Raw genomic sequence first — 23,362 nt, 5'->3', positions numbered from 1 at the left:
CTTAGTTTGTCAGCATTTGCAGTGCTGAGGCACCAATACCAACTAATTTATCATTTTTAAATACCAACGGTGTGCATTCATCTTTAGTCATTTTACCATCTGAATGGATGCTGTGCGTTGCATAAAATAAGACTTGGTAAACATCCTCTTCTTTTTTGAGTAATTCGGTGAAGTCAGGTGTTTTTAGGGTTTTTAATACCGACTGATAAGAGCTATCCATTGCCAAGCCTGAAATAATTTCACGATTATTCTTATGTGTTGCCTGCCAGCTAGAAGAACTATTACCAGCCCAATGACCTTCCGCTTCGCCATCGGATACAGCAATAACACAGCCAGTTAAAAAAGGAGCGGTGAGGGCGGCGATTAAAAGTGTTTTTTTCATTTTTTATTATCCTAGATGATTAATTACAGACTTTAGAGCAAAGACTAGGCCAGTTTTTTAATCTTTAAAAATCAATTGTTTATTTTTAAAGTGATTTTTGAGTTAGTGGCTTTTTTAAGAAATAAAATTAAAAAGCCACTTTTTAGTTATTTTGACTAACTTAATTTAAAGGTATTAAACCAAGCGATTACGCGACTCTTGTTGGCTAAATGCAGCGATATTTAAACTCACTTCTTTAACCAAGCGCACAATAGATTCGGTACTGGCCCACGCTATATGTGGGGTTAGTAGTAAGTTATCTCCCGTGTAATTGGCCAGTGGATTGTTGTGCTCAGCAGGCTCTTTGGTTAGTACGTCAACACCTGCACCAGCAATCACATTGGTTTTTAAGGCTTGTGCTAAGTCGGCTTCGTTAATGATCCCCCCGCGCGCGGTGTTAATAATAAGCGCAGTTGGTTTCATCATTTTTAATTCATTAAGCGTAATTAAGTCACGCGTTTCATCATTAAGTGGGCAATGTACGCTGATAATATCCGCTGTTTTTATTGCGGTTTCAAAAGGCGTGCGTCCTTGGCGACACTCAGCACCTTTGCGCTCTGCAACAATGACATGAGCACCAAAGGCTTCAGCCACTTTAGATACAGCATTGCCCAGAGTTCCCCCACCAATAATGGCTAATGTTTTACCCTGAATGTCATTAAAGCTGTAATCAAGGCGACAAAACATTTCACTTTTTTGCCATGCGCCTTGTTGGCAGTCCGCTTGGTAGCGATGAGTATTGCCTAATAAGTTAGTAATTAACGAAAAGGTGTGCTGCACAACCGAGGGGGTTGAATAACCAGCAACATTGGTTACCGCAATGCCTAAATCTTTCGCGGCATTTAAATCAACATTATTGGTGCCGGTGGCACTAACACAAATAAGTTTGAGTGATGTTAATTGTGCCATGGTGTCACGATTAATCACTACTTTATTGGTGATTAACACCTCTGCATTTTGGCTATGTGCTAGCACTTGCTCTGGGCTAGTTAGCTGATGCACGGTAAGCTTTCCCAGTGCTGAGATACAATCAAGTGAGGTGTTTGCCAGTGTAGCGTTATCAAGAATTGTTATGTTCACGGTGTGTCCTAATAGTGTATATGTTAAGGGAATAATAACCCCTGTACGCGAAGTGCTTGTGATAAAAAGAGTATCATCTATTTGAATGTTATTGGGTTTATCATATTGCGTTTACATTAGCAGTTGTAGAGCCATATTTAAATGTGGTCTGCCCACTGACGGTTAACTTGCATGTTATTATGATCAACTGCCTTGCTAAGTTAACTTGAACAAAGTGCTGTTAGTAGGGTCTACCCATTTAAATTAATAATTAATAGCCATAGTTTATACGTATGCGTTGTTAGCAAGACAGCTTGGCTCGGCGTTAAACTATAACGCTATGAAAACTCAGTAAATCGAACTTTAGTATTGCTAGTTTCGTATTTTTGATTGAGTTATAATCAAAATCAGACACAGCGGGGCGTTTTAACGCGCCGTTTTTAACTTTGTAGATGCAGTAAATGATTGAATTAGAAGATAAGTACGCAGATATAAGACCTTACAATGACGATGAAGTTGCCGCCTCATTAACGCGATTAATTAACGATAATGCGTTTATTGATGTAATTGCAAAATACAATTTGCCACGCTTTATATCCGCAGTTGGGTTTTTAGCACGCGCTATAATAAAGCATCAGTTGCGCAAAAAGTGGGGCAAAGTTAAAACGGTTGAAGATGTACAAAATGAAGTGGCACATTACTTAAATAAATTAATAAAACGTACCACCTCAAAAGTCACTTTTTCTGGCTTAGAAGACTTAGACCCTAATCAAGCCTATCTTTTTGTTTCAAACCACAGAGATATTGTACTTGACCCTGCACTGGTTAATTGGGGCTTATTCCAGCATAAAATGAAAACAGTGAGAATTGCGATTGGCGATAACTTGCTGCAAATTCCTTACATTACTGAGCTTATGCGTTTAAATAAAAGTTTTATTGTGAAACGCTCAGCAAAAGCCCCAAAAGAGATGTTAAAAGCGCTGACTCAGTTATCGGCTTATATTTATGATTCACTCAGTAGCGGGCACTCAATTTGGATTGCACAAAAAGAAGGGCGCGCTAAAGATGGGGTTGATGAAACTGATCCTGCGCTTTTAAAAATGTTGCAACTTAATGGCCGTAAACAAAAGAAAGAATTTGGCGAATACATTAAAGAGCTCAAAGTGGTGCCGGTTGCAATCTCTTACCAATACGAACCATGTGCAATTGCCAAGGCAAAAGAGCTATATCATAAACAACATCATGGCAAGTATGTTAAATCGGCGGGTGAAGATATTGCCAGCATTGTTGAAGGGTTTAGTTCAGCCAAAGGGCATGTGCATTTATCGTTTGGTCAGCCCATTGAGTCAGGTTGTGACAGTGCCGATGAACTGGCAAAAACCATTGATAAGCAAATTATTGATTCGTTTTACTTACACCCAGGCAACTTTATTGCTGCTGGCTGCACTGAGGCGGTGATCAATAAAAATGACGCAGCACAGTTTGAAGAACGTTTGGCCAAGGTGCCAGAAGAGTTAAGGGCTTTGGTTTTAGCTATGTATGCCAAGCCATTTCATCGAAAAACACAAGTAGATGAACAAAGCTGTGAGCAGTAATTAACAGTTTAAGCTAACAACAAAGCAGCAATTTATTTGCTGCTTTTTTTTTGCACAAAAATAGCGCTATACTCAGGCTATGCTTTAATACCGGAGGGTAAAATGCAACAAATTGAAATATTTGATATTCCTAGCCCTTGTAAAGGTATTTGCTTAGTTAATAATCGCGGTTATTGCAAAGGCTGCTATCGCAGTCGCGATGAACGTTTTTCTTGGAATTCGTTAACGAATTCCCAAAAGAAAAAAGTATTGAGTTTATGCCAGCAGCGCTATAAACGTTACTTACAGCAAAAAAATAAAGTGGCACAATCATCACCGCAAGCAGATCAACAAGGTTTTGATTTTTAAAACTGTAGGTTGTATTTTGACCTGAGTTTTGCAACTGTGCCGTTATTGTGTAACTTATCCAGTGTTGCTTCTAGCTGGGGAACAATATCCGCATGACTGTTATGTAAATAATGATAAAGCGGGTAGGTAGCAACCACTTGTTTTTCATAGCAGCCTAAAGAGGGGGGAATGGTTTTATTTGCCATCGCAAAATCAATAAGTAACGCTCCTTGTACTTTTTGCTGGATCAGTAAGTTAAGCTGCGTATTATCACTTTTAACTTCAATTACCTTACCTTGAAAATCAATACTGTCTAAATATCGCTGTTGCACAGGGTAACTGGCAATAATGGCAATGCTATCTATGGTTTTAGTGGAGCTGGGCTCACAGTGTTTATAAAGCTCAAGGTTAAATTTAAAGAGTGGATAGTTAACTCGAATTAAATTTTTATAGGTACTTTCAATACTGATATCGCGAGCAAGCTGCCCATCTAACATGCCATTATCTGCTGCAAATAATGCATTTTGACGATTAAAATCGACAATATTTAGTTTAAAGCCCATATCTGCATAGGCCAATTGTAATAGCTCAATGGTATAGTTTGCTTGTTGAGTGTTTTGCGGGCGATTAAATGTGTAGCTATAACTGTGCGCAAAAGACATATTACTAAAAACTAAGCACAGTAATACCAGCAATCCGTTAAAGCGTTTAAGCACGTCAGTATTTCCAATTAATTGCGGCAAGATAATAAGCAGCCATAGTAACAAATTGCTTGTCTTTTGCACAGTTTGCATTAGTAATCTTGCAAAAGTTACCATCAACAATTATTGATTACGTTGAATTATTTACAGTCGCTTATTTTTATTAGTTATAGAGTTAGTTTTTTATAAGTTTAAACGTATAATCTACGTTTTATTGAGCGAGGGGCTGTTGACCTTTGCGGACGAAAATTTGTTCAAGCTAGGGGCGCTCGGCGCGACTTGTTTAACCTAGTGGGCTAGTAAAAGCCTCCGTGTGCTACTCACGGCCCTTACCTGTATTCATGCAGGCAACAATAAGTTTATAGCCCCTAATAATTGGAGTGAATATGAGTTTTAATCTGTGTAACTTGCCGCGAGAGCAAAAGTATCAAATTCAGTTAGATTACGAGGCCTCATTTTGGGCTTATCAAATTAAGCGCGGTAAAAAAACGCGTGAGCAAGTGTACGACACTCTGCATAGTCGTCCTGTTGCAGAGCAAGGTGTTTTAAAACAAAAATTTGAGCAGTATTTGGCAATTATGCTTAGCTAGGGTTTGCCTACTATGCTTGTAATTAAACAATTAGAATCAATTAAAACGCCCTTAGTTAATAAGTTTTATACGTTACATCACGTCCGCGGCCGTGCTAACAAACAGGATCAAGTCTGGGTCGCTTACGATAATAATACGATTATTGCCGCCTGCCGGTTACAGAATAAGCCCACTTTTTTATTTTTATCAACGGTGTTCGTGGCTCCTTCTTATCGTTCAAAGGGGGTGGCAACCCAGTTATTAGTTGCCCTTTTAAATGCGCAAACAGAACCTGTTTACACCTTTGCTTATCAACGCCTTACTGATTTTTATCAAGCACTTGGTTTTAACCAAGTGTTAACATATACTCCTGCATTATTAACGCTATTTGATGCTTATAAGCACCGAAATATTACCGCATTGAAATATCAATAAAACATAAATTAGTAATAGGACAAGCATGGGTATGAGTATTAATGGGTTTATCACAGCCATATTTGTGCTGTTTATGCTCATAAGCGTTGAAGTAACAGCGCAAGTAAAACGATTATCCCCAAGCGAAGGCTTATCTCAAAGTTACGTTAATACCATGCTTATCGATAACAATGGGTATTTATGGCTCTCTACTGAAGGAGGCCTTAACCGATACGATGGCTATCAAGTTATTCCAATCAATGGCCCTAATGGTGAGTTAGAAGAGGCGATCATCGATCGCATATATCAAGACCAACAAGGGCATATCTGGATTGCCTCCTTATTAGCAGGCTTGTTCAGATACGATCCGAAAACGGATACCTACCAACAATACATAGAAAAACCTGTCACAGAAGAGCAAATACTACAGCAGTCCGTTTTTACTATGTTAGCCACCGATGATAAAACCTTATGGATTGGACAAGGCCGAGAGTTTGCAAAACTCGATATAGACAACGGCTCTATTACCTCCTTATTTACACTTCCTGAGCAATTTGAAAATGCGTTTGTGCGTACTTTGTTTCATTATAACGGTTATATTTTTATCGGTAGCACAGACGGCGCGTATGTTTTTAACATCGCAACACAGCAGGTAAGGCCACTCGAGCACTTGAGCGAAACGGATGTACATATTTATCAAAATAATGTGAAATCATTTGCGCTAGGTAATAACAATCAGTTGCTTGTAGGTGCGGTTAAGGGTTTATACGCTGTTGATATTAGTAATTTAGAGGCAATGTTTAACAACCGCGAACAATCATTTACAAGCCAAAAATTACTGGCCGATTTGAATGTTTGGGATATTGATAATCAGCAAGGAGTGCTCGATTTAGCAACAGATAAAGGCCTGCTTTGTTTTAATTTAACTACTAAAAAAGTGGTAAAAAATAAACGTATCCAACAGAGTAAGTACACCCTCGCCGATAACAGTATTATTGATATGGTGAAAGATAAATCGGGCGGAATGTGGCTAGCCACTAAAACCGATGGTGCGTTTTATTTATCGGGCGACAATTACAAGTTTTATAATGTAGAGGGAAATGCACTGGTTGGGGATGGTTTATCACATCATTCGGTATGGTCAATTAAGGAGTTCCAAGAAAAGCTATGGTTAGGCACACACAATGGTTTAACTGCGGTTGATTTAAAAAGTAATCGCTCAAAGGTGTATTTAAAAGATTATAAAGTCGATTTACTGACCACAGAGTTTACTATTTTCAAAATTATGCCTTACAAAGATAAACTCTGGTTGCACTCAAACCGAGGATTATTCATTTTTGACCCGCAAACTCAGCAACTTACCCAACCAAAAACCAACAGTCCTACCAATCAGATTTTTTTAAATGATTGGATGCATGGCCTGACATTGCTACCAAACGGGGATTTGTATTTTGTACACCCAGATCATGGTATGTTTAAATATAATATTGATAGCCGACAATTAGTTCACTTAAAAGGCGAATTAGCACAATTTGACCCTTTTTTAGCGCATGGCTTTTTACCCCCATTACCGCACCAACCCGAGAAGCCATTATTTTTTAGTGGTGGCGTTTTATATCAATTTAACCCCAATGATTTAAGTTTAAACACCATTTATAAAGTGCCTAAACACCATGAAAATGTAGCCGTTAGTATTCTTTCCTACGTGGTAGATGGGCAGGGCATACTTTGGCTATCGTTATCTAATTTTGGGCTGATTGGTATAGATGCAACAACCTATGAGTTAGTGCACACAATTGATTTAGATAAAAATAAACTCAGCACCTTGTTGTACGATATGGTTCTTGATGAAGAGGGAATGATTTGGATGAGTAGCCATAAAGGAATATGGCGACTAAATCCTGAAACAATTCATTTTCAGCAATTTACAACATCAGATGGGGTGCTCTCTGCTGAGTTTAATAATGGCGCTATGGCTAAGTTAGCGGATGGTCGAATTGCCTTCGGTAGCCTCAAGGGTTTTACCTACTTTGATCCTAAAGACAATAAAAATAGCCAAGGTTTATTAGATCAGGTCAATATCACGCGCATCAACTTAATGTCTCGGGACTTGTCTATAAATTTACAGCAGCCATTAAAAAATATCACTTTAAATCATGATGATATCGGGCTTGAGATTGCATTTTCAGCGATGTCATTTAGCTTCCAAGAGCGCATTATTTATGAATATCAGCTCGATAAAGGTAAAAAAAGTTATACCCGAAATAATCGAGTGGTGTTTCCTAAATTAAACCCCGGTAGTTACCAGTTAAAAGTCTGGGCAAAAGATCCACTGACCGGCGACTATACTGCGCCAGCAACGTTAAATATTAAAGTGAAATATCCGCTATGGCGTGCTCCATACTTTTTAGCGCTTTATACCATTTTATTGATCACCATAGTGACTGCATGGGTAATGAGGCGCAACAAAATACAGCGTATCTTATTGGCAGCACACAAAGAAAGCCAAGACAGTGAGGCGCGTTTAAAGCTTGCACTAGAGGGAAGTGAGTCCGGGGTATGGGATTGGCAGGCGAGCCAGTTAAATATTTATCAGCCTAGATTAGTCAACGAATTAGGCTACGAGGATGACTCGGTGAGTTTAGATGCCTACCTAGAAAAAATTCACCCTCAAGAGCGTGCTATTTTTAGGTTGGAGTGGTTAGAATTTTTATCAACAGATAAAGGGTATTTTAATTGTACCTACCGATTACGCCACGCCAAAGGTCATTGGCGCTGGTACAAAGATTTTGGCAAGGTGGTTGAGTGGGACAAAAAAACGCCGCAAAAAGTAGCCGGTACGTATACCAATATGACACGCGAAAGGGTGTTTGAAGAGCATGCGCGGTTATTTACCGCCGCGTTTGAACAAACCCGAGATTGGGTGTTTATCTTAGATAAAAACTTTAATATACGTGCCTCAAATAAATCGCTGCAAAGCGCTTTTGGCTTATCAGCAGAGCCTCGTTCAACCCGTGCGCTTAATTTGGGAATGTCCCGCAGTAGCTATTTTGATTATTTACGAATTATGCAAAAGCTTGAAGTGGGCGAACATTTTTCATGTGAAGACACTGTCGTTCTGGCAAACAAAGAGCAACGCCATGTACTGGTTAAAATAAGCGCCGTAGCTGATGAAAGCCAAAGGCTGAGTAGTTTCGTGATTATTTTAACGGATATTCATGCACAAAAGTCAGCTGAGAGCGAACTGCATATACTGGCTAATTACGATTCACTTACTGGGCTGCCAAACAGAACCTTGTTTAACGACAGAGCTATACATGCCATCGATCAGGCGCGCCGCCATCAGTGTAAAGTGGCTTTGTTACACGTTAATATAAAACGGTTTAAGTATTTTAATGATTCATTTGGCACAGAAAACGCCGATGAGATAATAAAGCTGGTGGCGAACCGCTTGAAAACAGCATTACGTCCTTGTGATAGCGTCGCGCGTTTAGGCGGTGATGAATTTGTAATTCTAGTTGAAGATATTCAGCAAATAGAAGAAGTATTACTTATATGCACCAAACTAATGGATTGCGTGAGTAAAGACATTGTTATGAATCAGCAAAGCGTCAATGTACACCTAAGTATTGGTGTGGCTATTTTCCCTGATGATGCCGTGCATTATAAAGCACTATTGAAAGCATCAAATGTGGCGCTTTATTATGCTAAAGATGGCTTGGAAGGGTGTTATAAGTTTTACAAACAAGAAATGAATCAACGTGTTGAAAGAGCGATGCATTTAGAATCACAGTTGATCAAAGCTTATCATGAACATGAATTTTGTAATTATTATCAACCCATTATTAATGCGTCTACGCAAAAAACAGTGGGCTTTGAGGTGTTACTACGCTGGCCTTATAATCAGTTAGCGAGTACACAAGAGTTTGCAAACGTAGCTGAAAATATAGGTTTAATCACTAAAATAATGCTACAAACATTTAAGCGTGCTTTGGTGCAGTTAGCTCGTTGGCGTAAAGTGTGTCCTGATCTATACCTATCAATTAACCTCTCAGCACTGGATTTTGAATTTATCGGACTCGTCCCTGAAATTCGCCAAGCACTAAACAATGCAGCACTGCCGCCCGAGGCTATTGTATTTGAAATAACAGAGTCTATTTTAATGCGAGACTCAGAACATACGCTTAAAAATATGGACTTATTAAAGCAACTAGGCTGTAAGTTGTACATGGATGATTTTGGAACAGGGTATGCCTCGTTAACTTATTTGAAGCGCTTTCCGATTGATGTATTAAAAATAGATCGCAGCTTTGTGCAAGATATTGGTATTGATTCGGATAACGAAGCGATTATTCAATCTACACTAACTTTAGCAAGCAGTTTAGGTAAAGAGTGTATTGCTGAAGGGGTTGAAAGCGCACATCAGTTGGCTTTTTTAAAAGCGCAAGGTTGTAGCTACTTTCAAGGTTACTTGTTTAGTAAAGCGGTGCCTAAAGAGCAGGTGCTTGAGCTTATTGAGCACGATTGGCATCCTGTATTCTCACAAGCTTAAAGCGCCGCTTAATACATTATTTTATTAAGGACGCTTACCACAGTGACGGCAAAATAAGTGTGAGCTGCGTTTATTTAGCTCCGCTTTTATTGCTTTATTGGCCTCTAGTTTACTTAGCCCTAGTTTGTAGCGTAACTCCTCAAGGTGATGCATCTGCTCATCAGTGAGCTTACCATCGGTTATTTTCTCGTGGGTGGCATCTTCAAATAGCTGGCGACGTTTGCGTACTTGCTCTGAGAAACTCGACGCTAATAAACCGGTTGGTATGGCAACCATCCCCATACTCACCAAAGTGATTACGCCACCAAATAGTTTACCAATAGGCGTTATAGGCACAACATCGCCATAACCAACCGTAGTTAGGGTTGCCATTGCCCACCACATGGCTGCAGGAATAGAGCCGAACTTGTCTGGTTGAATGTCGTGCTCTAATAAATAAATACCGCAAGAGGCTAAAATAAGTAACACAGACATAATAAAAAATGCCGCCAGTAATGAACTCGACTCATCAATAAACGCCTGCAATAACAATTGCATTGCTCGAGAGTAACGGGTGAGCTTAAATACCCGCAACAACCGCAGTACCCGTAAAAAACGTAAATCGATAGCAAAGAAAAACATTAATAAACTAGGCAAAATGGCAATTAAATCGATAATTGCCAGTGGTGATAAAATATATCGAATCCGTTTTTGTGTATTTGAGCAATTCATGGAGGCGTACTTTACGCGATCGACACAAGTCCAAGCACGTATTAGGTATTCAGCACTAAATATAGCCACTGATACCAGCTCCAAGATTAAAAACTCGCTATAGTACTCGGTTGCGATGCTGTGCACCGACTCAAGCACAATCGCCACCACATTAATCATAATTATGCTGATCAGTATGACATCTAAAATGTGTCCCGCTCGCTGATACTTACCTGACGCTTCAAATACTTGGTTTATGGTTTGTCTTAGTTTACGCATAGTACCTATTACAATGTGAGCAGCATATTGATACTGCCTTCTTCAAAATCACGACTTATTTTAAACCCGAGTTTACGAGCCAACTCAATCATGCCGGTATTTTCTGGCAGGGTGATACCTTCAACCGTTTTCACGCCTTGGCGTCTGCAGTGAGAAATAGCCGCGTTCATTAAAATACGCCCTAACCCAAGTCCTTGGCAATCAGAACGTACCACAATGGCAAACTCTGCTTGTAAGTTGTCGGGATCCATAATCACTCGCGAAACCCCTAATGTGTGTTGTTGCTCGTCTTGTGTTTGGGTAACAATAAACGCCATTTCGCGGTCGTAATCAATTTGTGTCATTTTAGCGAGTTGATCATGGTTAAATTGTGGCAATTCACCAAAAAAGCGCTTGTACCTATCTTCTTTGCTTAAGGAGCGGTCAAACTCTTGATGTGCCTGCTCATCTTCTGGTTTGATTGGTCTGAGCGTTGCTAAGGTCTTATTTTTTAGGGTCACCGTTTCAACCAGCTCAATAGGATAAGGGCGGATTGATAAACGTTTTCGGTGCGCCTGAACCTGATACTGATTTAAGTTCATGGTGGCATCAAGGACTAAAAACTGCCCATTACTGGCTAAAATAGGATTTAGCTCTAATGAGGTGATATCGGGTTGATCGACAATGAGTTGAGAAATTCGGGTCAGTAGCGCACATAAACGATATTTATCTACTTTTTCTGGCAGAATGCGATCTTTAAGGACTCCCTTATCATGGGCGGCGGCAATTAAATATTTAGCTAGGTTCATATTCAGTGGTGGCAAGGCCACTGCGGCTTGCGCGTACTCAAGCCCTGTGCCAGCTTCACCTAATAAAATAACTGGCCCAAAATTAGGCTCTGTTTTAATGGCTATGCGCAGCTCATTGGCACCTGCTCTCGGTGCCATTTTTTGTAACGAAAAGCCATCAATAACAGCATCAGGGTAGGTGTTTTTTATTCTTAATAGCATAGCAAATGCCGTTTGCTCGACCTCTTGCGCATCATTGAGGTTGAGTACTACGCCACCGACTTCAGACTTAGAGGGAATACTGGGGCTCATCAATTTTAATGCGACCGGAAAACCTAGCTCTATTGCTTGCTCTTTTGCCTCAGTAGGGGTGTAGGCTACTTCAGTTTGGATACAGTCTATACCGTAGCTACTTAAAATTTGACTCGCTTGATGGGTTGATAAGTAATGTTGCTCATCATTTAAAAACTCTTTAATAGCTGCTTTCGCTGCTGCTTTATTAATAGTCGCATCATCGGTGTTTGATTCTGGTGTTTGGGTTAAATGTTTTTGGTTACGACGATAGCTTACTAAGTGCATAAAGGCACCTACTGCGCCTTCTGGGGTACGATAGGTCGGAATGGCGTTATTAGCGCAGATGCGCCTTGCAGCAAAGGCGGCATCTTCTCCCATGAAATTAGTGATCACATACGGGCGTGCCATTTTTGGTAATTTGTTCAGTGCCTCAACAATAACCTGAGCGTAATTTTCACTCGGGGCCAATGCCGATGGAGTATGAATGATCAGTAAGTTTTTAACTTCTTTAGCATTAAGCAGTATCTCTAATGCGTGTTTGTAACGCACTGGCGCAGAATCGCCAAATATATCGACAGGGTTGGATGTTGTGTCTGAATGTGGGATCACTTTATTGAGTGCTTCGCGCGTTTCATCACTAAGCTGAGCAAGTTTACCTGAGCTTTGAATAAGTTCATCAACGGCCATCACTCCAGGGCCGCCGCCATTAGTTAATATAGTTAGCTGCTCTACTTGCAATAATTTGGGGTGCATTGCTAAGGTTTGAGTGGCGGCAAAGAGCTCACGCAAATCATTTACTCTTAACATCCCTGCACGTTGAAACATGGCATCATATACTGCATCTGAGCTTTGTTTTCCGCCTGTGTGTATTTCAGCGGCAAGAGCGCCAGCAGTGGTTCTGCCCGTTTTAATGGCAATAACGGGCTTAGAAAATGCCGCCGCACGCGCGGCAGAAATAAAGCTGCGAATATCATTAATGTTATCTATGTAAAGTAGGATAGCTTTGGTTTTAGCATCGCGGCCTAAAAAGTCGAGTATTTCGTCAAACTCAATATCTAAACAATCTCCCATTGATACAAAGTATGAAAAGCCAATTTCTTTATTTTTAGCCCAATCAAGAATCGTTGAGCAAACAGCCGCTGATTGCGACACAAAAGCCAGTTTACCTGGCGTGGCAACAGTGTGCGAAAAACTCGCGTTTAAACCTATATGCGGAATAAGTAACCCTAAGCAATTTGAGCCAAGCAGCGTTACCTTATGCTTCGCAGCGTTATCTTTAAGTTCTTGTTTTTGAGTACTTGTTAGGCCATCAGCAATAATAATAGCGCTATGACACCCAAGCGTACCTAGCTGCTCAATAATTTTCATTAAGGTGTTTTTATTGGTACAGATAACGGCTAAATCAGGTACTTTGGGGAGAGCTTCAATACTTGGGTAAGCCAATACGCCATGCACTGCAGTATGATTGGGTGTAACGGGCATGATGGGCCCTTTAAACCCGCCTTGTAATAAATTACGCATTACCACATTACCAGCCCGAGTAGGGGTGTTTGATGCCCCAATAACAGCGACTGAGCTTGGATTAAAAAACTGGCTAATACGTTTTAGACTCATTGCGTTTCCTTGGCTGATTAAGTTTTGCTATCTATACCTTCTCAATGTAACCTGTTTATTGTGTTTTTTCGAGCGTGAACGTGCATATTATTGATATTAGGGTCTGTTGACCTTTCAAGGTTAAACTTGCAGCAGTCTGTTTGGTATTTAGGCAAGGCAGAGCCTATGTGGTGTGGTTATTCCCCATAAATAGGCGATAACGCAGCATCAATGCCAAACAGGCGCTGCCCGAAGGGTTCTGCCTAGGGGCGATTTACTCTTTGTTGCTCGGTTTTTACTTAGCCCACTAGGTTACAAACCTCGCGCCGCGATTAAATCGCCCCTAGTTTGAACAAGTTTTAATCCGCAAAGGTCAACAGACCCTAATCAAGGAGAGTGAAGTGAATAAAATATCGAATGTAACCGTTGTTATGGCAGCGGCGTGTTTAAGCATTGGCCTAATTGCATTGGGTTTTATTATAAAAGGGGCTGCGCTTGATATTAAAGGGATGGAGCGCACGGTGCAGGTAAAAGGGTTAGCTGAACGTGAAGTTGTGGCAGATACCGTTATTTGGCCTTTGCAGTTTAACGATGCCGACAACAATCTTGAAAAGCTTGTTGAGCGAGTTGAGCAAAAAAATGATGCGGTGATTGCTTTTTTAAAGTTACACGGCTTTGATGATCAAGAAATATCGACAGGTACTCAATCTATTATTGATAAGCAAGCCCGTGAATACGCGAATGATAACCAAAAGTTTAGGTATGTTATTAGCTCAAATATTATTGTTTACTCCAATGCTCCTGATAAAATTAAAAACGCACTGAGCAAAGTGAGTCAGCTAGCTAAACAAAATATAGCTATTGTGCAAGACAACTATCAAACCCGTATTGAGTATATTTTTACTGGGCTTAACGATATAAAACCAGCCATGGTGCAAGAAGCCACAGAAAAAGCTCGTGAAGTGGCAGATAAGTTTGCTAAAGATTCAAATTCACGCTTAGGTAAAATTAAAACCGCTCGCCAAGGGCAGTTTAGCATTAGCGATCGGGATTCAAACACGCCGCAAATTAAAAACGTACGTGTTGTTACCAGCGTAGAATATTACTTATCAGATTAGAGCCGCCACTTGTTCAGTAGAGCGCTGTAAATAAGCGGCGCTCAGTAGCAAGGTTATCTCGCTTGGGGGATTATTTTTTAATGCCTCAAGTATTTGTAATTTTGCTGCAGGATTTTGTTTTTGCTCTATTTCCATTAATGCGAGCAAGGCCGAAAATTCATGTTTTACCGGAATGTTTGGCTTATGTGCATAGGCGATGTAACTGGCAACCGGAGTGAGCCCTTGCTTATTTGTATGTGCTAATGCATGTAGTAACTCTTCGTTAGATTCAAATAACATTAACGAGCGAACATAGTTAAAAGGCAGTTGTGTGGGCATTGCTTGCTTAAATACATTATGCAGGGCGTTATTGCCAGAGTCGTCTGTACTAATAAACCCCTTATTTAATTTAAGTGCAGGCGTAAAAAAACTCAGCGCATCTAAACTGGTTAGTTTTTCAATAAACGGCGCTGGTGGCGTATTAGTGGTTAAAATACGCACGGCGATGTTTTGCATAAAATCGTATTTAATACTCATGCGTAGCGCACTTTCAAACAGGTAATTAAGCTGTATTACTTGCTGTGCCTCAGTGAGCTTTTTAAAATCGTTATCTAGCTCATCAAACTGCTGTTGTTTAATACGCGCATTGAGTAGCTGTATGCTTAGATCCATTCTGTTCTCCTTGAATTCCAACTTTATCCTAGCTTAATTTTTTGCTTTATAAAACAAAAGGCCGCAATTGCGACCTTTTATAACCTTTAAGTAAATACTTAAAAATTAAGCTTGTTTGCTGGCAATCCACTCATTAACGAAGTTTTCTAGTACGTTTAATGGTACAGGGCCATTTTTAAGCACTACATCGTGGAACTGGCGGATATCAAACTTATCGCCAAGTTGCATTTTAGCATCTTCACGTAGTTCTAAAATTTTCAGCATACCTACTTTGTAAGCCGTTGCTTGAGATGGCATTACAATATGACGCTCAACCATTTTTACACCGTCAGAAGTGGCGTTAGGGGTGTTGTTAACGTAGTAATCAATACCTTCTTGACGAGTCCACTTCATTGCGTGAATACCGGTATCAACCACTAAACGACATGCACGCCATAATTCCATGGCTAAGCGACCAAAATCTGAATACGGGTCTTCGTAAAGGCCCATTTCTTTTGGTAGTAATTCTGAGTATAACCCCCAGCCTTCAATGTAGGCTGTGTAACCACCAAATTTACGGAACTTAGGTACACCTTCAAGTTCTTGTGAAATGGCAATTTGCATATGGTGACCCGGAATCCCCTCATGATAAGCCAAGGCTTCCATTTGGTAAGTAGGCATTGCTTCCATGTCGTATAGGTTGGCGTAGTAAATACCTGGGCGAGAACCATCTGGCGCAGGTTGTTGATAAAACGCTTTACCTGCCGCTTTTTCACGGAATGCTTCAACACGTTTTACAATCATGTCGGCTTTTGGTTTTACAATAAACAGCTCATCTAAGCGTGTTTTCATGTTATCAATTAAACCTTTAGCTTCACTTAGGTACTGTGCTTTACCAGCTTCAGTGTTAGCTAAATAAAATTGCTTGTCGGTTTTCATAAACTGCATAAAGGCGTTTAAGTCGCCCTCAAAGCCGACTTTATCTTTAATGGCACGCATTTCATCATGAATACGTGATACTTCAGCAAGGCCAATGGCATGAATTTCTTTTGCTGTAAGGTCTGTGGTGGTGGTGCGTTTCAGTGCGTTATTGTAAAACGCTTCGCCATCAGGGAATTTCCAAGCACCGTCACGGTCATCAGCACGTTTTTCTAACTGTGCAATGTAGTTAATTAACTTAGAGTAAGCAGCTTTAACCGCTGTTTTTAATGCTTCAGTCGCTTTACTAATAAGTGCATCTTTTTCAGCTTGGTCTATTTCTAAGGCATTAACTTTGCGTTTAAAGTCAGCTAAAAGCGTAGAATCTTCACCTTGTTCAAACGGCGCACCTTTAATGATGTTTTTGCTTGAATCAATGACGTGTGGGAATACAAATTTAGGCGCGATGATGTTTTTATCGGCGCGAATTTCTAAGCCAGTAATAAGCTGATCAAATACACCCGGTACCCCATTTAAACGAGCAATGTAATCGTTGGCTTCTTTTACGTTGCTAATTTGATGCTGGTTGATTAAAAAAGCCGGCACCATAGAGTGCGTACCAAACATTTGGTTTACTGGGTAGTTATGGTAACGCCATTTGAAATCAGCAATGCTGGCTTCTAAATCTTGTTTTTTTAAATCATAACTTACTTGGGTTGCTGTATCTAATTGCGCACGATCAATGCTGTTGAGTGTGACCAAATCGGCTTTAGCTTGTGCCAAGTCTTTAAGGGCTTTTTCTTCGCTGTTGTCATCCCATTTATCGTAATCTTTTTTGATGCCCATGTAGGTTTGATAAACCGGGCTGTTCATTACATCACGATTAAAAGTGTCTTCAAAAAAAGCATTCGCTTTGTCAATTTCACTTTGAACAGGTTGAGCTTGAACCGCAGGTGCAGGCGTTGATTGTTGTGTTGCTTGTTGGCAACCTGCAAGCAGTGCCACACTAATGGTGGCAGCAATTAGAGTAAGTTTACGCATTCGTTTCCCTTTTGTTGTTAGAAACCTATTATTGTCACTAAACAAATAACGCAAGTAGATCATTTAAAAAACGTTGCCCTTGGAGTGTAACGTGCCAGTGGCTGTCTGTTTTTGTTAGTAAACCGGCATTAATGGCTTTATCTAGTGCATGCTGTTGGCTTTGCAGTGGTTGCTGCGTCAGCGCATTAAAATCATTTATAGGGCATGGCTCTATTAAACGAAAGCGATTCATATAAAATTCAAACGCTAAGTCGTCTTGCTCTACTTGCCAGCTTTTGTACAAGTAGGGTTTAATAATATCCATATAGCCCCGAGGGTGTTTTACCTTTTCAGTGCGTGTTATCACCCCCGTTTTCGCATCAGTAACCTTACCATGAGCGCCGCAGCCAATGCCAAGATAATCGCCAAACCGCCAATAATTCAAGTTATGTTGGCATTGATAGCCAGGTTTTGCATACCCTGATATTTCATATTGCTGATAGCCAGCTTGTGCTAATAATGCTTGGCCTTGCTCTTGAATATCCCATAAGGTTTCATCTTGTGGCAAAGTCGGCGGTTTTGAAGCAAATTGCGTATTGGGCTCAATGGTGAGCTGATACCAAGAAATATGCGGTGGATTGAGCGCAATAATTTGTTTTAAATCACTCAGTGCATCATCAAGAGACTGCCCTGGTAAGCCATGCATTAAGTCAAGGTTAAAGCTATTTAACCCTGCTTCACTGGCTTGCTGTGCAGCATAACTGGCTTCATCGGCACCATGAATTCGACCTAGGGCTTTTAACTTATCGTCCTGCATGCTTTGCACGCCGATAGAGATACGGTTAATGCCTGCTTTTACATAATCTTTGAAACGGCCAGTTTCGACTGTGCCGGGATTTGCTTCAAGGGTTATTTCACAGTTATCGCTTAAGCCAATTAGGCTATCTACTTCCTTGAGTAAACGGGTGTATGCCGCGCCGGTTAATAGGCTTGGTGTGCCGCCACCTATAAAAATACTGTGAATTTTACGCCCTTGTACTAAGTGTAAATCAGCTTTTAAATCGTCGATTAAATGCTGTACATACTCAGCTTCAGGGATGTCACCTTTTTGTCCGTGGCTGTTAAAGTCGCAGTAAGGGCATTTTTGCACGCACCATGGCACATGCACATATAAACTTAGTGGAGGAAGGTTCACAGGCCGCCTTTGTGTTGTAGCTCTTGCAGTAACATTTTAAGTGCTTGCCCACGATGACTTAGGGTATTTTTTTGCGCTTTTGTCAGCTCTGCACTGGTGCAACTTTCTGATGGCACAAAAAAGATAGGATCGTAGCCAAAGCCACCTTCACCGTGTTGGCTAAGGGTAATTTCGCCCTCCCAGCTAGCACTGCAAATAAGTGGGGTAGGGTCGTCGGCGTGACGCATCAGTACTAACACACACCAAAAACGAGCGCGTCGGTTAGGGTTATCGCCTAAATCAGCCAGTAATTTATCGATATTATCTTGATCACTTGCGCCTTTACCAGCAAAGCGAGCAGAGTAAACACCGGGTGCGCCATTTAAGCTATCAACTTCTAATCCCGAATCATCAGCAATAGCCGGTAATCCTGTTATTTTAGCTGCATGACGCGCCTTAATTATCGCGTTTTCTACAAACGTGGTGCCTGTTTCGGCCACGTCGCCCACATTAAAGTCGCTTTGTGGTACTACGTTAATGTTAAGCGAGCTGAGCATGTTAGCCAGCTCATTTACTTTGCCGGGATTGCCGGTTGCAAGTACTAAGGTGTTGGTCATATTTAATCTACATAAAATTTTTGCTGAAACTTTAATGTTTGGAACTGGTTACCTTGTTGGATTTCAATTTCAAAACGTAAAATTTCTTCGTTGGTGTAATCTACTTGTGCTAGGTAATAAACAGAATCGCCTTCAACGACTTCTTTAAAGTTGAGGCTTTGTTTATTGCCTAATAAATTTCTAGCGGTGCCTTGTAATGTCGCTTTTTGCGCTGTTTTATCAGTATCATTTTTTAAGATGGAAATATTAACAATGCCTTTATAGCCACTACGCTCAAGGTCATAGGCTTTAGCTATTTGCGGTTGAATAAACGTTGATGGAAAGGCTATATAATGAACTTGCCAAGGGCCTAGTTCTTTGTATTGGGCGCCTTGTTCTTGAGCGCTGTGTGCATTAAATGCTAAAGCGAGACAAGCAATAAAACAAAACTTTATTAAACGTTGCATGGTTAACTCCTGAGTATGTAAAAAAGAGGCGCTAGGCCTCTTTTATATTACGTTATGCTTAAGCTAAAAGGTCCATTAGCAGCATTTGTAAAAACTGAATGCCGATGATTAGTACCAGTACCGATAAATCTAATCCCCCTAATGGCGGTAAAATTTTACGGATGGGCTTTAACATTGGCTCAGTAAGCTGATGGAATACCGCTTCAATTGGGTTATAGCCTTGGCTTACCCAGCTTAAAATAGCGCGGATGATTAATACCCAAAAGACTAAATTTAAACCTTCTTTTAAAACAGTTATTAGCGCTTGTATAAGCACAGGCTGAATAGCCCAAGAGCTATAAATCAGCCACATTAGGGTACTTATTTTTGCCGCAGCCACTATAAATGCCAGCAACAAAGAGGCTAAATCAAGCCCGCCTAGCCCTGGAATGATTTTTCGCAGCGGGTTAACTGCAAACGAAGTGGCTTTCACCACAAATTGGCTCATTGGGTTGTAAAAGTCGGCTTTTGCCCACTGTAGCCAAAAACGCAGTAGTACCACCATTAAAAATAGATCAAACAAGGTGCTAATTAAAAATTGCATGGCATTCATAGTATAACCTTCAATAAAAAATGGTTTTAAAGTTCTTGTTCCATTTGCACTGCACGCGCAATACACGCATCCATTGCATCGCCTACGGTTTTAGTTAAACCTTGTGCTTTTAAATGCTCAACGGCTGCATGCGTGGTACCGCCTTTTGATGTCACATTTGAACGTAATTGTGAAATGCTAATATCAGTTTGGCTAAGTGCCATTTCAGCTGCGCCAAGGGCGGTTTGCTGCACTAAGCGGCGTGCGTCTTCATCACTAAACCCAAGCGCTTTGGCTTTTTCTTCAATGGCTTCCATAAATAAGAAAAAGTAAGCCGGTGAAGAGCCGGTAACAGCAATCACGTCGTTTATTTGCGACTCTTTTTCAACCCATACAACAATGCCTGTACATTCAAATACTTGCTGTACAAAATCATGCTCGCTTTGGGTTTCGCCTGCACCATATAAGCCAGATACACCACGGCCAAGTAATGATGGCGTATTTGGCATACAACGTACCATTTTTACATCTTGACCAAGCATTTCACGTAAGCGCTTAACGGTTAAGCCTGCCGCGACTGAGATAAATAATTTATCGCTAAAGTCGACACCTGAATCTTGAAATGATTGGCATAAATCGCCCATCATTTGTGGTTTAACAGACAAAACAATGACATCGGCATCGCGCATAGCTTCGTTATTGTCACTGGTGGTTTGCACTTTGAAATCGGCAGCTACCTTAGCTAATTTTTCTTGGTTGCGGTTAGTCGCAATAATATTATTTGCGTTAAAGCCGTTTTTTACCATGCCACCAATGATGGCGTAGCTCATATTACCTGTGCCTATAAATGCGATTTTTTTATCTGACATATGTCTGTTATCACCTTTTAAGTTCGTGTTCCAAAAATATCTGTGCCGATCCTCACCATGGTTGAACCTGCCGCTATGGCAGCTTCTACATCGTTACTCATCCCCATCGACAACGTATCTATATGAGGATATTGGGTCTGTAGTTTATCAAAGCAAGTTTGTAATTGCTCAAAATATTGAATTTGTGTGTTTGCATCGTCGCTTTTAGCGGGAATAGCCATCAGTCCGCGCAACTGTAAATGGGCACATTGATCTATATATTGCGCCAGCTCAGTGATTTCATTGGGGTGACAACCAGACTTTGCTTCTTCTTCGCTAATATTCACTTGAATAAGTACATTCAGTGGCGGCATTGTCTCAGGGCGTTGACTGTTTAATCGCTTGGCTATTTTAAGTCTGTCTACACTTTGCACCCAAGCAAAATTGGCAGCGACTAAAGCACTTTTATTTGACTGAATAGGGCCAATGAAATGCCAAACAATATCGCTAAATGTGTCTAGTTGCGCTATTTTATCTACAGCCTCTTGAACATAAGATTCACCAAATTGACGTTGCCCTTGCTCATAAGCTGCCATAATATCAGTAGCGGGTTTGGTTTTAGATACTGCAAGTAACGTAATATCGTTACTATTACGTTGTGCTTTGTGCGCTGCCTCTGCAATTCTAGCGTAGGCGGATGTGAGTCGTTCTGCTATTGTAACCATATATTTATCAGTTAGTTGTGGAGTCATAAATGGATATCACCGAATTATTGGCATTTAGTGTGCAACATAAAGCATCAGATTTGCACTTATCATCAGGGGTATCACCTATGATACGTGTTGATGGCGATGTGCGACGTATTAATATACCAGCACTTGGAGATAAAGAAGTCAGCAGTCTGGTTTATGACATTATGAACGATAACCAGCGTAAGGACTATGAACAAAATCTCGAAGTGGATTTTTCTTTTGAAGTCCCTAATTTAGCACGTTTTCGTGTAAATGCCTTTAACTCTAATCGTGGCCCTGCTGCTGTGTTTCGTACTATCCCGAGTGACGTACTCACTCTTGAAGATTTAGGCGCACCTGAAATATTTAAACAAATTTCAGATAACCCACGAGGCCTAGTGTTAGTCACGGGCCCTACAGGTTCAGGTAAGTCGACCACGCTTGCGGCGATGGTCGATTACATTAATCAGACCAAGCATCATCATGTGCTGACCATCGAAGATCCTATCGAATTTGTTCACGATAATAAACTCAGCTTAATTAATCAGCGGGAAGTTCATCGTGATACACATAGCTTTTCTAACGCACTACGCAGCGCACTCCGTGAAGACCCAGATGTTATTTTAGTGGGTGAGTTACGAGATTTAGAAACTATTCGCCTTGCTATGACCGCTGCAGAAACTGGTCACTTGGTGTTTGGTACTTTGCATACGACCTCTGCACCTAAAACCATTGACCGTATTATTGATGTATTCCCTGGCGAAGAAAAAGATATGATCCGCTCTATGCTCTCTGAGTCATTACGTGCAGTTATTTCGCAAACACTGATAAAAAAAGTAGGGGGAGGGCGAGTGGCTGCACACGAAATTATGTTGGCAACGCCTGCTATTCGTAACTTAATCCGTGAAGATAAAATTGCACAAATGTATTCATCAATTCAAACAGGTGCGTCGCAAGGCATGCAAACCATGGATCAATGTTTAACAAGCTTAGTTAACCGTGGCATTATCACTCACTCAGCGGCGTATACAAAAGCGCAAGATAAGACGCAGTTTAGCGCTTAAGGAATTATTATGACTTTATCTTTAAATCACTTTTTACAAATAATGATCGACAAAAAGGGCTCTGATTTATTTGTATCGAGCCAACTTCCTATTAGCGCTAAAATTAACGGCGAGCTAACTCCTCTTAATGACGATAAATTAACTGATGAGCAAGCGCTAGAGTTAGTTGAATCAGCGATGAGTGAAAAACAAAAAGCAGAGTTTCATAACACTAAAGAATGTAACTTTGCGATTGCAACTAGCGAAGGGCGCTTTCGTATTTCGGCTTTTTGGCAACGCGACAGAGCGGGCATGGTTATTCGCCGAATCGTCACTAAAATTCCCGATGTTAAAGAGCTTGGATTACCTTCTGCATTGACCGATGTGATTATGTCAAAGCGCGGACTCGTGTTATTTGTAGGTGGTACGGGAACCGGTAAATCAACGTCTTTGGCGGCACTTATTGGTTATAGAAATCGCAATCAACGTGGGCATATTTTAACCATAGAAGATCCGATTGAATTTGTGCATGAACATCAAAAAAGTATTATTACCCAACGTGAAGTGGGTTTAGATACTGAAAGTTTTGAATCGGCACTTAAAAGCTCTTTGCGCCAAGCGCCTGATGTTATTTTAATTGGTGAAATTCGTTCGCAAGAAACCATGGAATATGCGTTGAGCTTTGCAGAAACGGGTCATTTATGTGTTGCCACCCTGCATGCCAACAATGCTAACCAAGCTATTGACCGCATTATGCACTTAGTACCAAAAGAAAAGCACGATAAGCTTAAATATGACTTAGCATTAAATTTACGCGCTATCATTGCTCAGCAACTTATTCCGACCTCTGATGGGGAAGGGCGTGTTGCTGCCATTGAGGTATTACTTAATACGCCAATGGTCAGTGAGCTAATTAACCTGAATCTCGTTTAAGAAAATTGAACTAAATGCCTGTTCCGAGATCCGATCTTTCGACCAAGAACGA

At 40.6% G+C, this 23,362-nt stretch carries 20 protein-coding genes and 1 pseudogene; 8 read left to right on the top strand and 13 right to left on the bottom strand.

The features are described from left to right. Window position 1 precedes the first annotated feature (1 nt). Both A9479_RS10865 and A9479_RS10860 read right to left on the bottom strand, forming a co-directional pair. Window positions 2-382, bottom strand: coding sequence for a DUF3192 domain-containing protein (locus tag A9479_RS10865; protein ID WP_013465869.1), 381 nt, complete (start codon window positions 380-382; stop codon window positions 2-4). 174 nt (window positions 383-556) lie between these two features. Continuing rightward, entirely contained in the window at window positions 557-1,501 is a 945-nt protein-coding gene (locus A9479_RS10860; RefSeq protein WP_013465868.1) for a D-2-hydroxyacid dehydrogenase, read from the bottom strand. A gap of 440 nt (window positions 1,502-1,941) precedes the next feature. Here A9479_RS10860 and A9479_RS10855 point away from each other — a divergent pair, with 440 nt between their 5' ends. Next, complete coding sequence (locus A9479_RS10855) at window positions 1,942-3,075, top strand: 1-acyl-sn-glycerol-3-phosphate acyltransferase (RefSeq protein ID WP_064663421.1); 1,134 nt, start codon at window positions 1,942-1,944, stop codon at window positions 3,073-3,075. 102 nt (window positions 3,076-3,177) lie between these two features. After that, on the top strand, window positions 3,178-3,423 hold the full coding sequence (locus A9479_RS10850) for a DUF1289 domain-containing protein (RefSeq protein WP_013465866.1): 246 nt from the start codon (window positions 3,178-3,180) through the stop codon (window positions 3,421-3,423). Here A9479_RS10850 and A9479_RS10845 read toward each other — a convergent pair. Beyond that, window positions 3,420-4,064, bottom strand: a complete 645-nt coding sequence (locus A9479_RS10845) for a transporter substrate-binding domain-containing protein (RefSeq protein WP_064663442.1) — start codon at window positions 4,062-4,064, stop codon at window positions 3,420-3,422. The genes A9479_RS10850 and A9479_RS10845 overlap by 4 nt on opposite strands. A 425-nt stretch (window positions 4,065-4,489) precedes the next feature. Here A9479_RS10845 and A9479_RS10840 point away from each other — a divergent pair, with 425 nt between their 5' ends. The 3 genes from A9479_RS10840 to A9479_RS10830 are packed head-to-tail and all read left to right on the top strand — an operon-like array spanning window position 4,490 to window position 9,638. Beyond that, window positions 4,490-4,693, top strand: coding sequence for a DUF3283 family protein (locus A9479_RS10840; RefSeq protein WP_013465864.1), 204 nt, complete (start codon window positions 4,490-4,492; stop codon window positions 4,691-4,693). Between the two features lie 12 nt (window positions 4,694-4,705). Next, entirely contained in the window at window positions 4,706-5,107 is a 402-nt protein-coding gene (locus tag A9479_RS10835; RefSeq protein WP_064663420.1) for a GNAT family N-acetyltransferase, read from the top strand. Between the two features lie 25 nt (window positions 5,108-5,132). Beyond that, window positions 5,133-9,638: an EAL domain-containing protein gene (locus tag A9479_RS10830; RefSeq protein ID WP_064663419.1), complete on the top strand. Its 4,506-nt coding sequence runs from the start codon at window positions 5,133-5,135 to the stop codon at window positions 9,636-9,638. A gap of 24 nt (window positions 9,639-9,662) precedes the next feature. On the opposite strand, the gene A9479_RS10825 is transcribed toward A9479_RS10830, so the two are convergent. Together A9479_RS10825 and A9479_RS10820 are read right to left on the bottom strand one after the other, a co-directional pair. Continuing rightward, window positions 9,663-10,607: an ion transporter gene (locus A9479_RS10825; RefSeq protein ID WP_064663418.1), complete on the bottom strand. Its 945-nt coding sequence runs from the start codon at window positions 10,605-10,607 to the stop codon at window positions 9,663-9,665. A gap of 8 nt (window positions 10,608-10,615) precedes the next feature. Continuing rightward, window positions 10,616-13,282, bottom strand: coding sequence for a bifunctional acetate--CoA ligase family protein/GNAT family N-acetyltransferase (locus tag A9479_RS10820; protein WP_064663417.1), 2,667 nt, complete (start codon window positions 13,280-13,282; stop codon window positions 10,616-10,618). Between the two features lie 380 nt (window positions 13,283-13,662). On the opposite strand from A9479_RS10820, the gene A9479_RS10815 reads away from it, so the two are divergent. Next, on the top strand, window positions 13,663-14,379 hold the full coding sequence (locus tag A9479_RS10815) for an SIMPL domain-containing protein (protein WP_064663416.1): 717 nt from the start codon (window positions 13,663-13,665) through the stop codon (window positions 14,377-14,379). Here A9479_RS10815 and A9479_RS10810 read toward each other — a convergent pair. From A9479_RS10810 to A9479_RS10775, 8 genes are all read right to left on the bottom strand, one after another. After that, a complete protein-coding gene (locus A9479_RS10810; RefSeq protein WP_013465858.1) occupies window positions 14,371-15,030 on the bottom strand; it encodes a hypothetical protein in 660 nt (219 codons plus the stop codon). The genes A9479_RS10815 and A9479_RS10810 overlap by 9 nt on opposite strands. 105 nt (window positions 15,031-15,135) lie before the next feature. Further along, window positions 15,136-16,968 carry a DUF885 family protein gene (locus A9479_RS10805; RefSeq protein WP_064663415.1) on the bottom strand — a complete coding sequence of 611 codons (1,833 nt, stop codon included), beginning with the start codon at window positions 16,966-16,968 and terminating at the stop codon, window positions 15,136-15,138. Window positions 16,969-17,005: 37 nt separating this feature from the next. Continuing rightward, entirely contained in the window at window positions 17,006-18,142 is a 1,137-nt protein-coding gene (hemW, locus tag A9479_RS10800; protein ID WP_064663414.1) for a radical SAM family heme chaperone HemW, read from the bottom strand. Further along, the gene (locus A9479_RS10795; protein ID WP_064663413.1) at window positions 18,139-18,738 is read right to left on the bottom strand and encodes an XTP/dITP diphosphatase; all 600 of its coding nucleotides are present in this window, start codon (window positions 18,736-18,738) and stop codon (window positions 18,139-18,141) included. Before A9479_RS10795 ends, hemW begins: the two co-directional genes overlap by 4 nt. A gap of 2 nt (window positions 18,739-18,740) precedes the next feature. After that, window positions 18,741-19,184, bottom strand: coding sequence for a DUF4426 domain-containing protein (locus A9479_RS10790; RefSeq protein ID WP_064663412.1), 444 nt, complete (start codon window positions 19,182-19,184; stop codon window positions 18,741-18,743). Between the two features lie 58 nt (window positions 19,185-19,242). Then, window positions 19,243-19,776, bottom strand: coding sequence for a YggT family protein (locus A9479_RS10785; RefSeq protein ID WP_008113334.1), 534 nt, complete (start codon window positions 19,774-19,776; stop codon window positions 19,243-19,245). A gap of 26 nt (window positions 19,777-19,802) precedes the next feature. After that, window positions 19,803-20,624: a pyrroline-5-carboxylate reductase gene (gene proC, locus A9479_RS10780; RefSeq protein ID WP_013465853.1), complete on the bottom strand. Its 822-nt coding sequence runs from the start codon at window positions 20,622-20,624 to the stop codon at window positions 19,803-19,805. Between the two features lie 17 nt (window positions 20,625-20,641). Continuing rightward, window positions 20,642-21,355: a YggS family pyridoxal phosphate-dependent enzyme gene (locus A9479_RS10775; RefSeq protein ID WP_024600821.1), complete on the bottom strand. Its 714-nt coding sequence runs from the start codon at window positions 21,353-21,355 to the stop codon at window positions 20,642-20,644. Between the two features lie 2 nt (window positions 21,356-21,357). Here A9479_RS10775 and A9479_RS10770 point away from each other — a divergent pair, with 2 nt between their 5' ends. After that, on the top strand, window positions 21,358-22,398 hold the full coding sequence (locus A9479_RS10770; RefSeq protein WP_013465851.1) for a type IV pilus twitching motility protein PilT: 1,041 nt from the start codon (window positions 21,358-21,360) through the stop codon (window positions 22,396-22,398). 9 nt (window positions 22,399-22,407) lie between these two features. After that, window positions 22,408-23,292: pseudogene (locus A9479_RS10765) on the top strand (PilT/PilU family type 4a pilus ATPase); the annotation flags it as partial. Window positions 23,293-23,362 lie beyond the last annotated feature (70 nt).

It is taken from the genome of Pseudoalteromonas sp. MQS005 (assembly GCF_001661605.1).
Taxonomy (GTDB): domain Bacteria; phylum Pseudomonadota; class Gammaproteobacteria; order Enterobacterales; family Alteromonadaceae; genus Pseudoalteromonas; species Pseudoalteromonas tetraodonis.
Note: the sequence above shows the minus strand (reverse complement) of the source record. Positions and strands in the feature narration are given on the sequence as shown.

What these genes read in the sequence shown, in the direction of transcription:
- A9479_RS10865 (WP_013465869.1), bottom strand. Translation starts at nt 382, where the DNA reads ATGAAAAAAACACTTTTAATCGCCGCCCTCACCGCTCCTTTTTTAACT.
- A9479_RS10855 (WP_064663421.1), top strand. Translation starts at nt 1,942, where the DNA reads ATGATTGAATTAGAAGATAAGTACGCAGATATAAGACCTTACAATGAC.
- A9479_RS10850 (WP_013465866.1), top strand. Translation starts at nt 3,178, where the DNA reads ATGCAACAAATTGAAATATTTGATATTCCTAGCCCTTGTAAAGGTATT.
- A9479_RS10845 (WP_064663442.1), bottom strand. Translation starts at nt 4,064, where the DNA reads ATGTCTTTTGCGCACAGTTATAGCTACACATTTAATCGCCCGCAAAAC.
- A9479_RS10840 (WP_013465864.1), top strand. Translation starts at nt 4,490, where the DNA reads ATGAGTTTTAATCTGTGTAACTTGCCGCGAGAGCAAAAGTATCAAATT.
- A9479_RS10835 (WP_064663420.1), top strand. Translation starts at nt 4,706, where the DNA reads ATGCTTGTAATTAAACAATTAGAATCAATTAAAACGCCCTTAGTTAAT.
- A9479_RS10830 (WP_064663419.1), top strand. Translation starts at nt 5,133, where the DNA reads ATGGGTATGAGTATTAATGGGTTTATCACAGCCATATTTGTGCTGTTT.
- A9479_RS10825 (WP_064663418.1), bottom strand. Translation starts at nt 10,607, where the DNA reads ATGCGTAAACTAAGACAAACCATAAACCAAGTATTTGAAGCGTCAGGT.
- A9479_RS10820 (WP_064663417.1), bottom strand. Translation starts at nt 13,282, where the DNA reads ATGAGTCTAAAACGTATTAGCCAGTTTTTTAATCCAAGCTCAGTCGCT.
- A9479_RS10810 (WP_013465858.1), bottom strand. Translation starts at nt 15,030, where the DNA reads ATGGATCTAAGCATACAGCTACTCAATGCGCGTATTAAACAACAGCAG.
- A9479_RS10805 (WP_064663415.1), bottom strand. Translation starts at nt 16,968, where the DNA reads ATGCGTAAACTTACTCTAATTGCTGCCACCATTAGTGTGGCACTGCTT.
- A9479_RS10795 (WP_064663413.1), bottom strand. Translation starts at nt 18,738, where the DNA reads ATGACCAACACCTTAGTACTTGCAACCGGCAATCCCGGCAAAGTAAAT.
- A9479_RS10790 (WP_064663412.1), bottom strand. Translation starts at nt 19,184, where the DNA reads ATGCAACGTTTAATAAAGTTTTGTTTTATTGCTTGTCTCGCTTTAGCA.
- A9479_RS10785 (WP_008113334.1), bottom strand. Translation starts at nt 19,776, where the DNA reads ATGAATGCCATGCAATTTTTAATTAGCACCTTGTTTGATCTATTTTTA.
- proC (WP_013465853.1), bottom strand. Translation starts at nt 20,624, where the DNA reads ATGTCAGATAAAAAAATCGCATTTATAGGCACAGGTAATATGAGCTAC.
- A9479_RS10775 (WP_024600821.1), bottom strand. Translation starts at nt 21,355, where the DNA reads ATGACTCCACAACTAACTGATAAATATATGGTTACAATAGCAGAACGA.
- A9479_RS10770 (WP_013465851.1), top strand. Translation starts at nt 21,358, where the DNA reads ATGGATATCACCGAATTATTGGCATTTAGTGTGCAACATAAAGCATCA.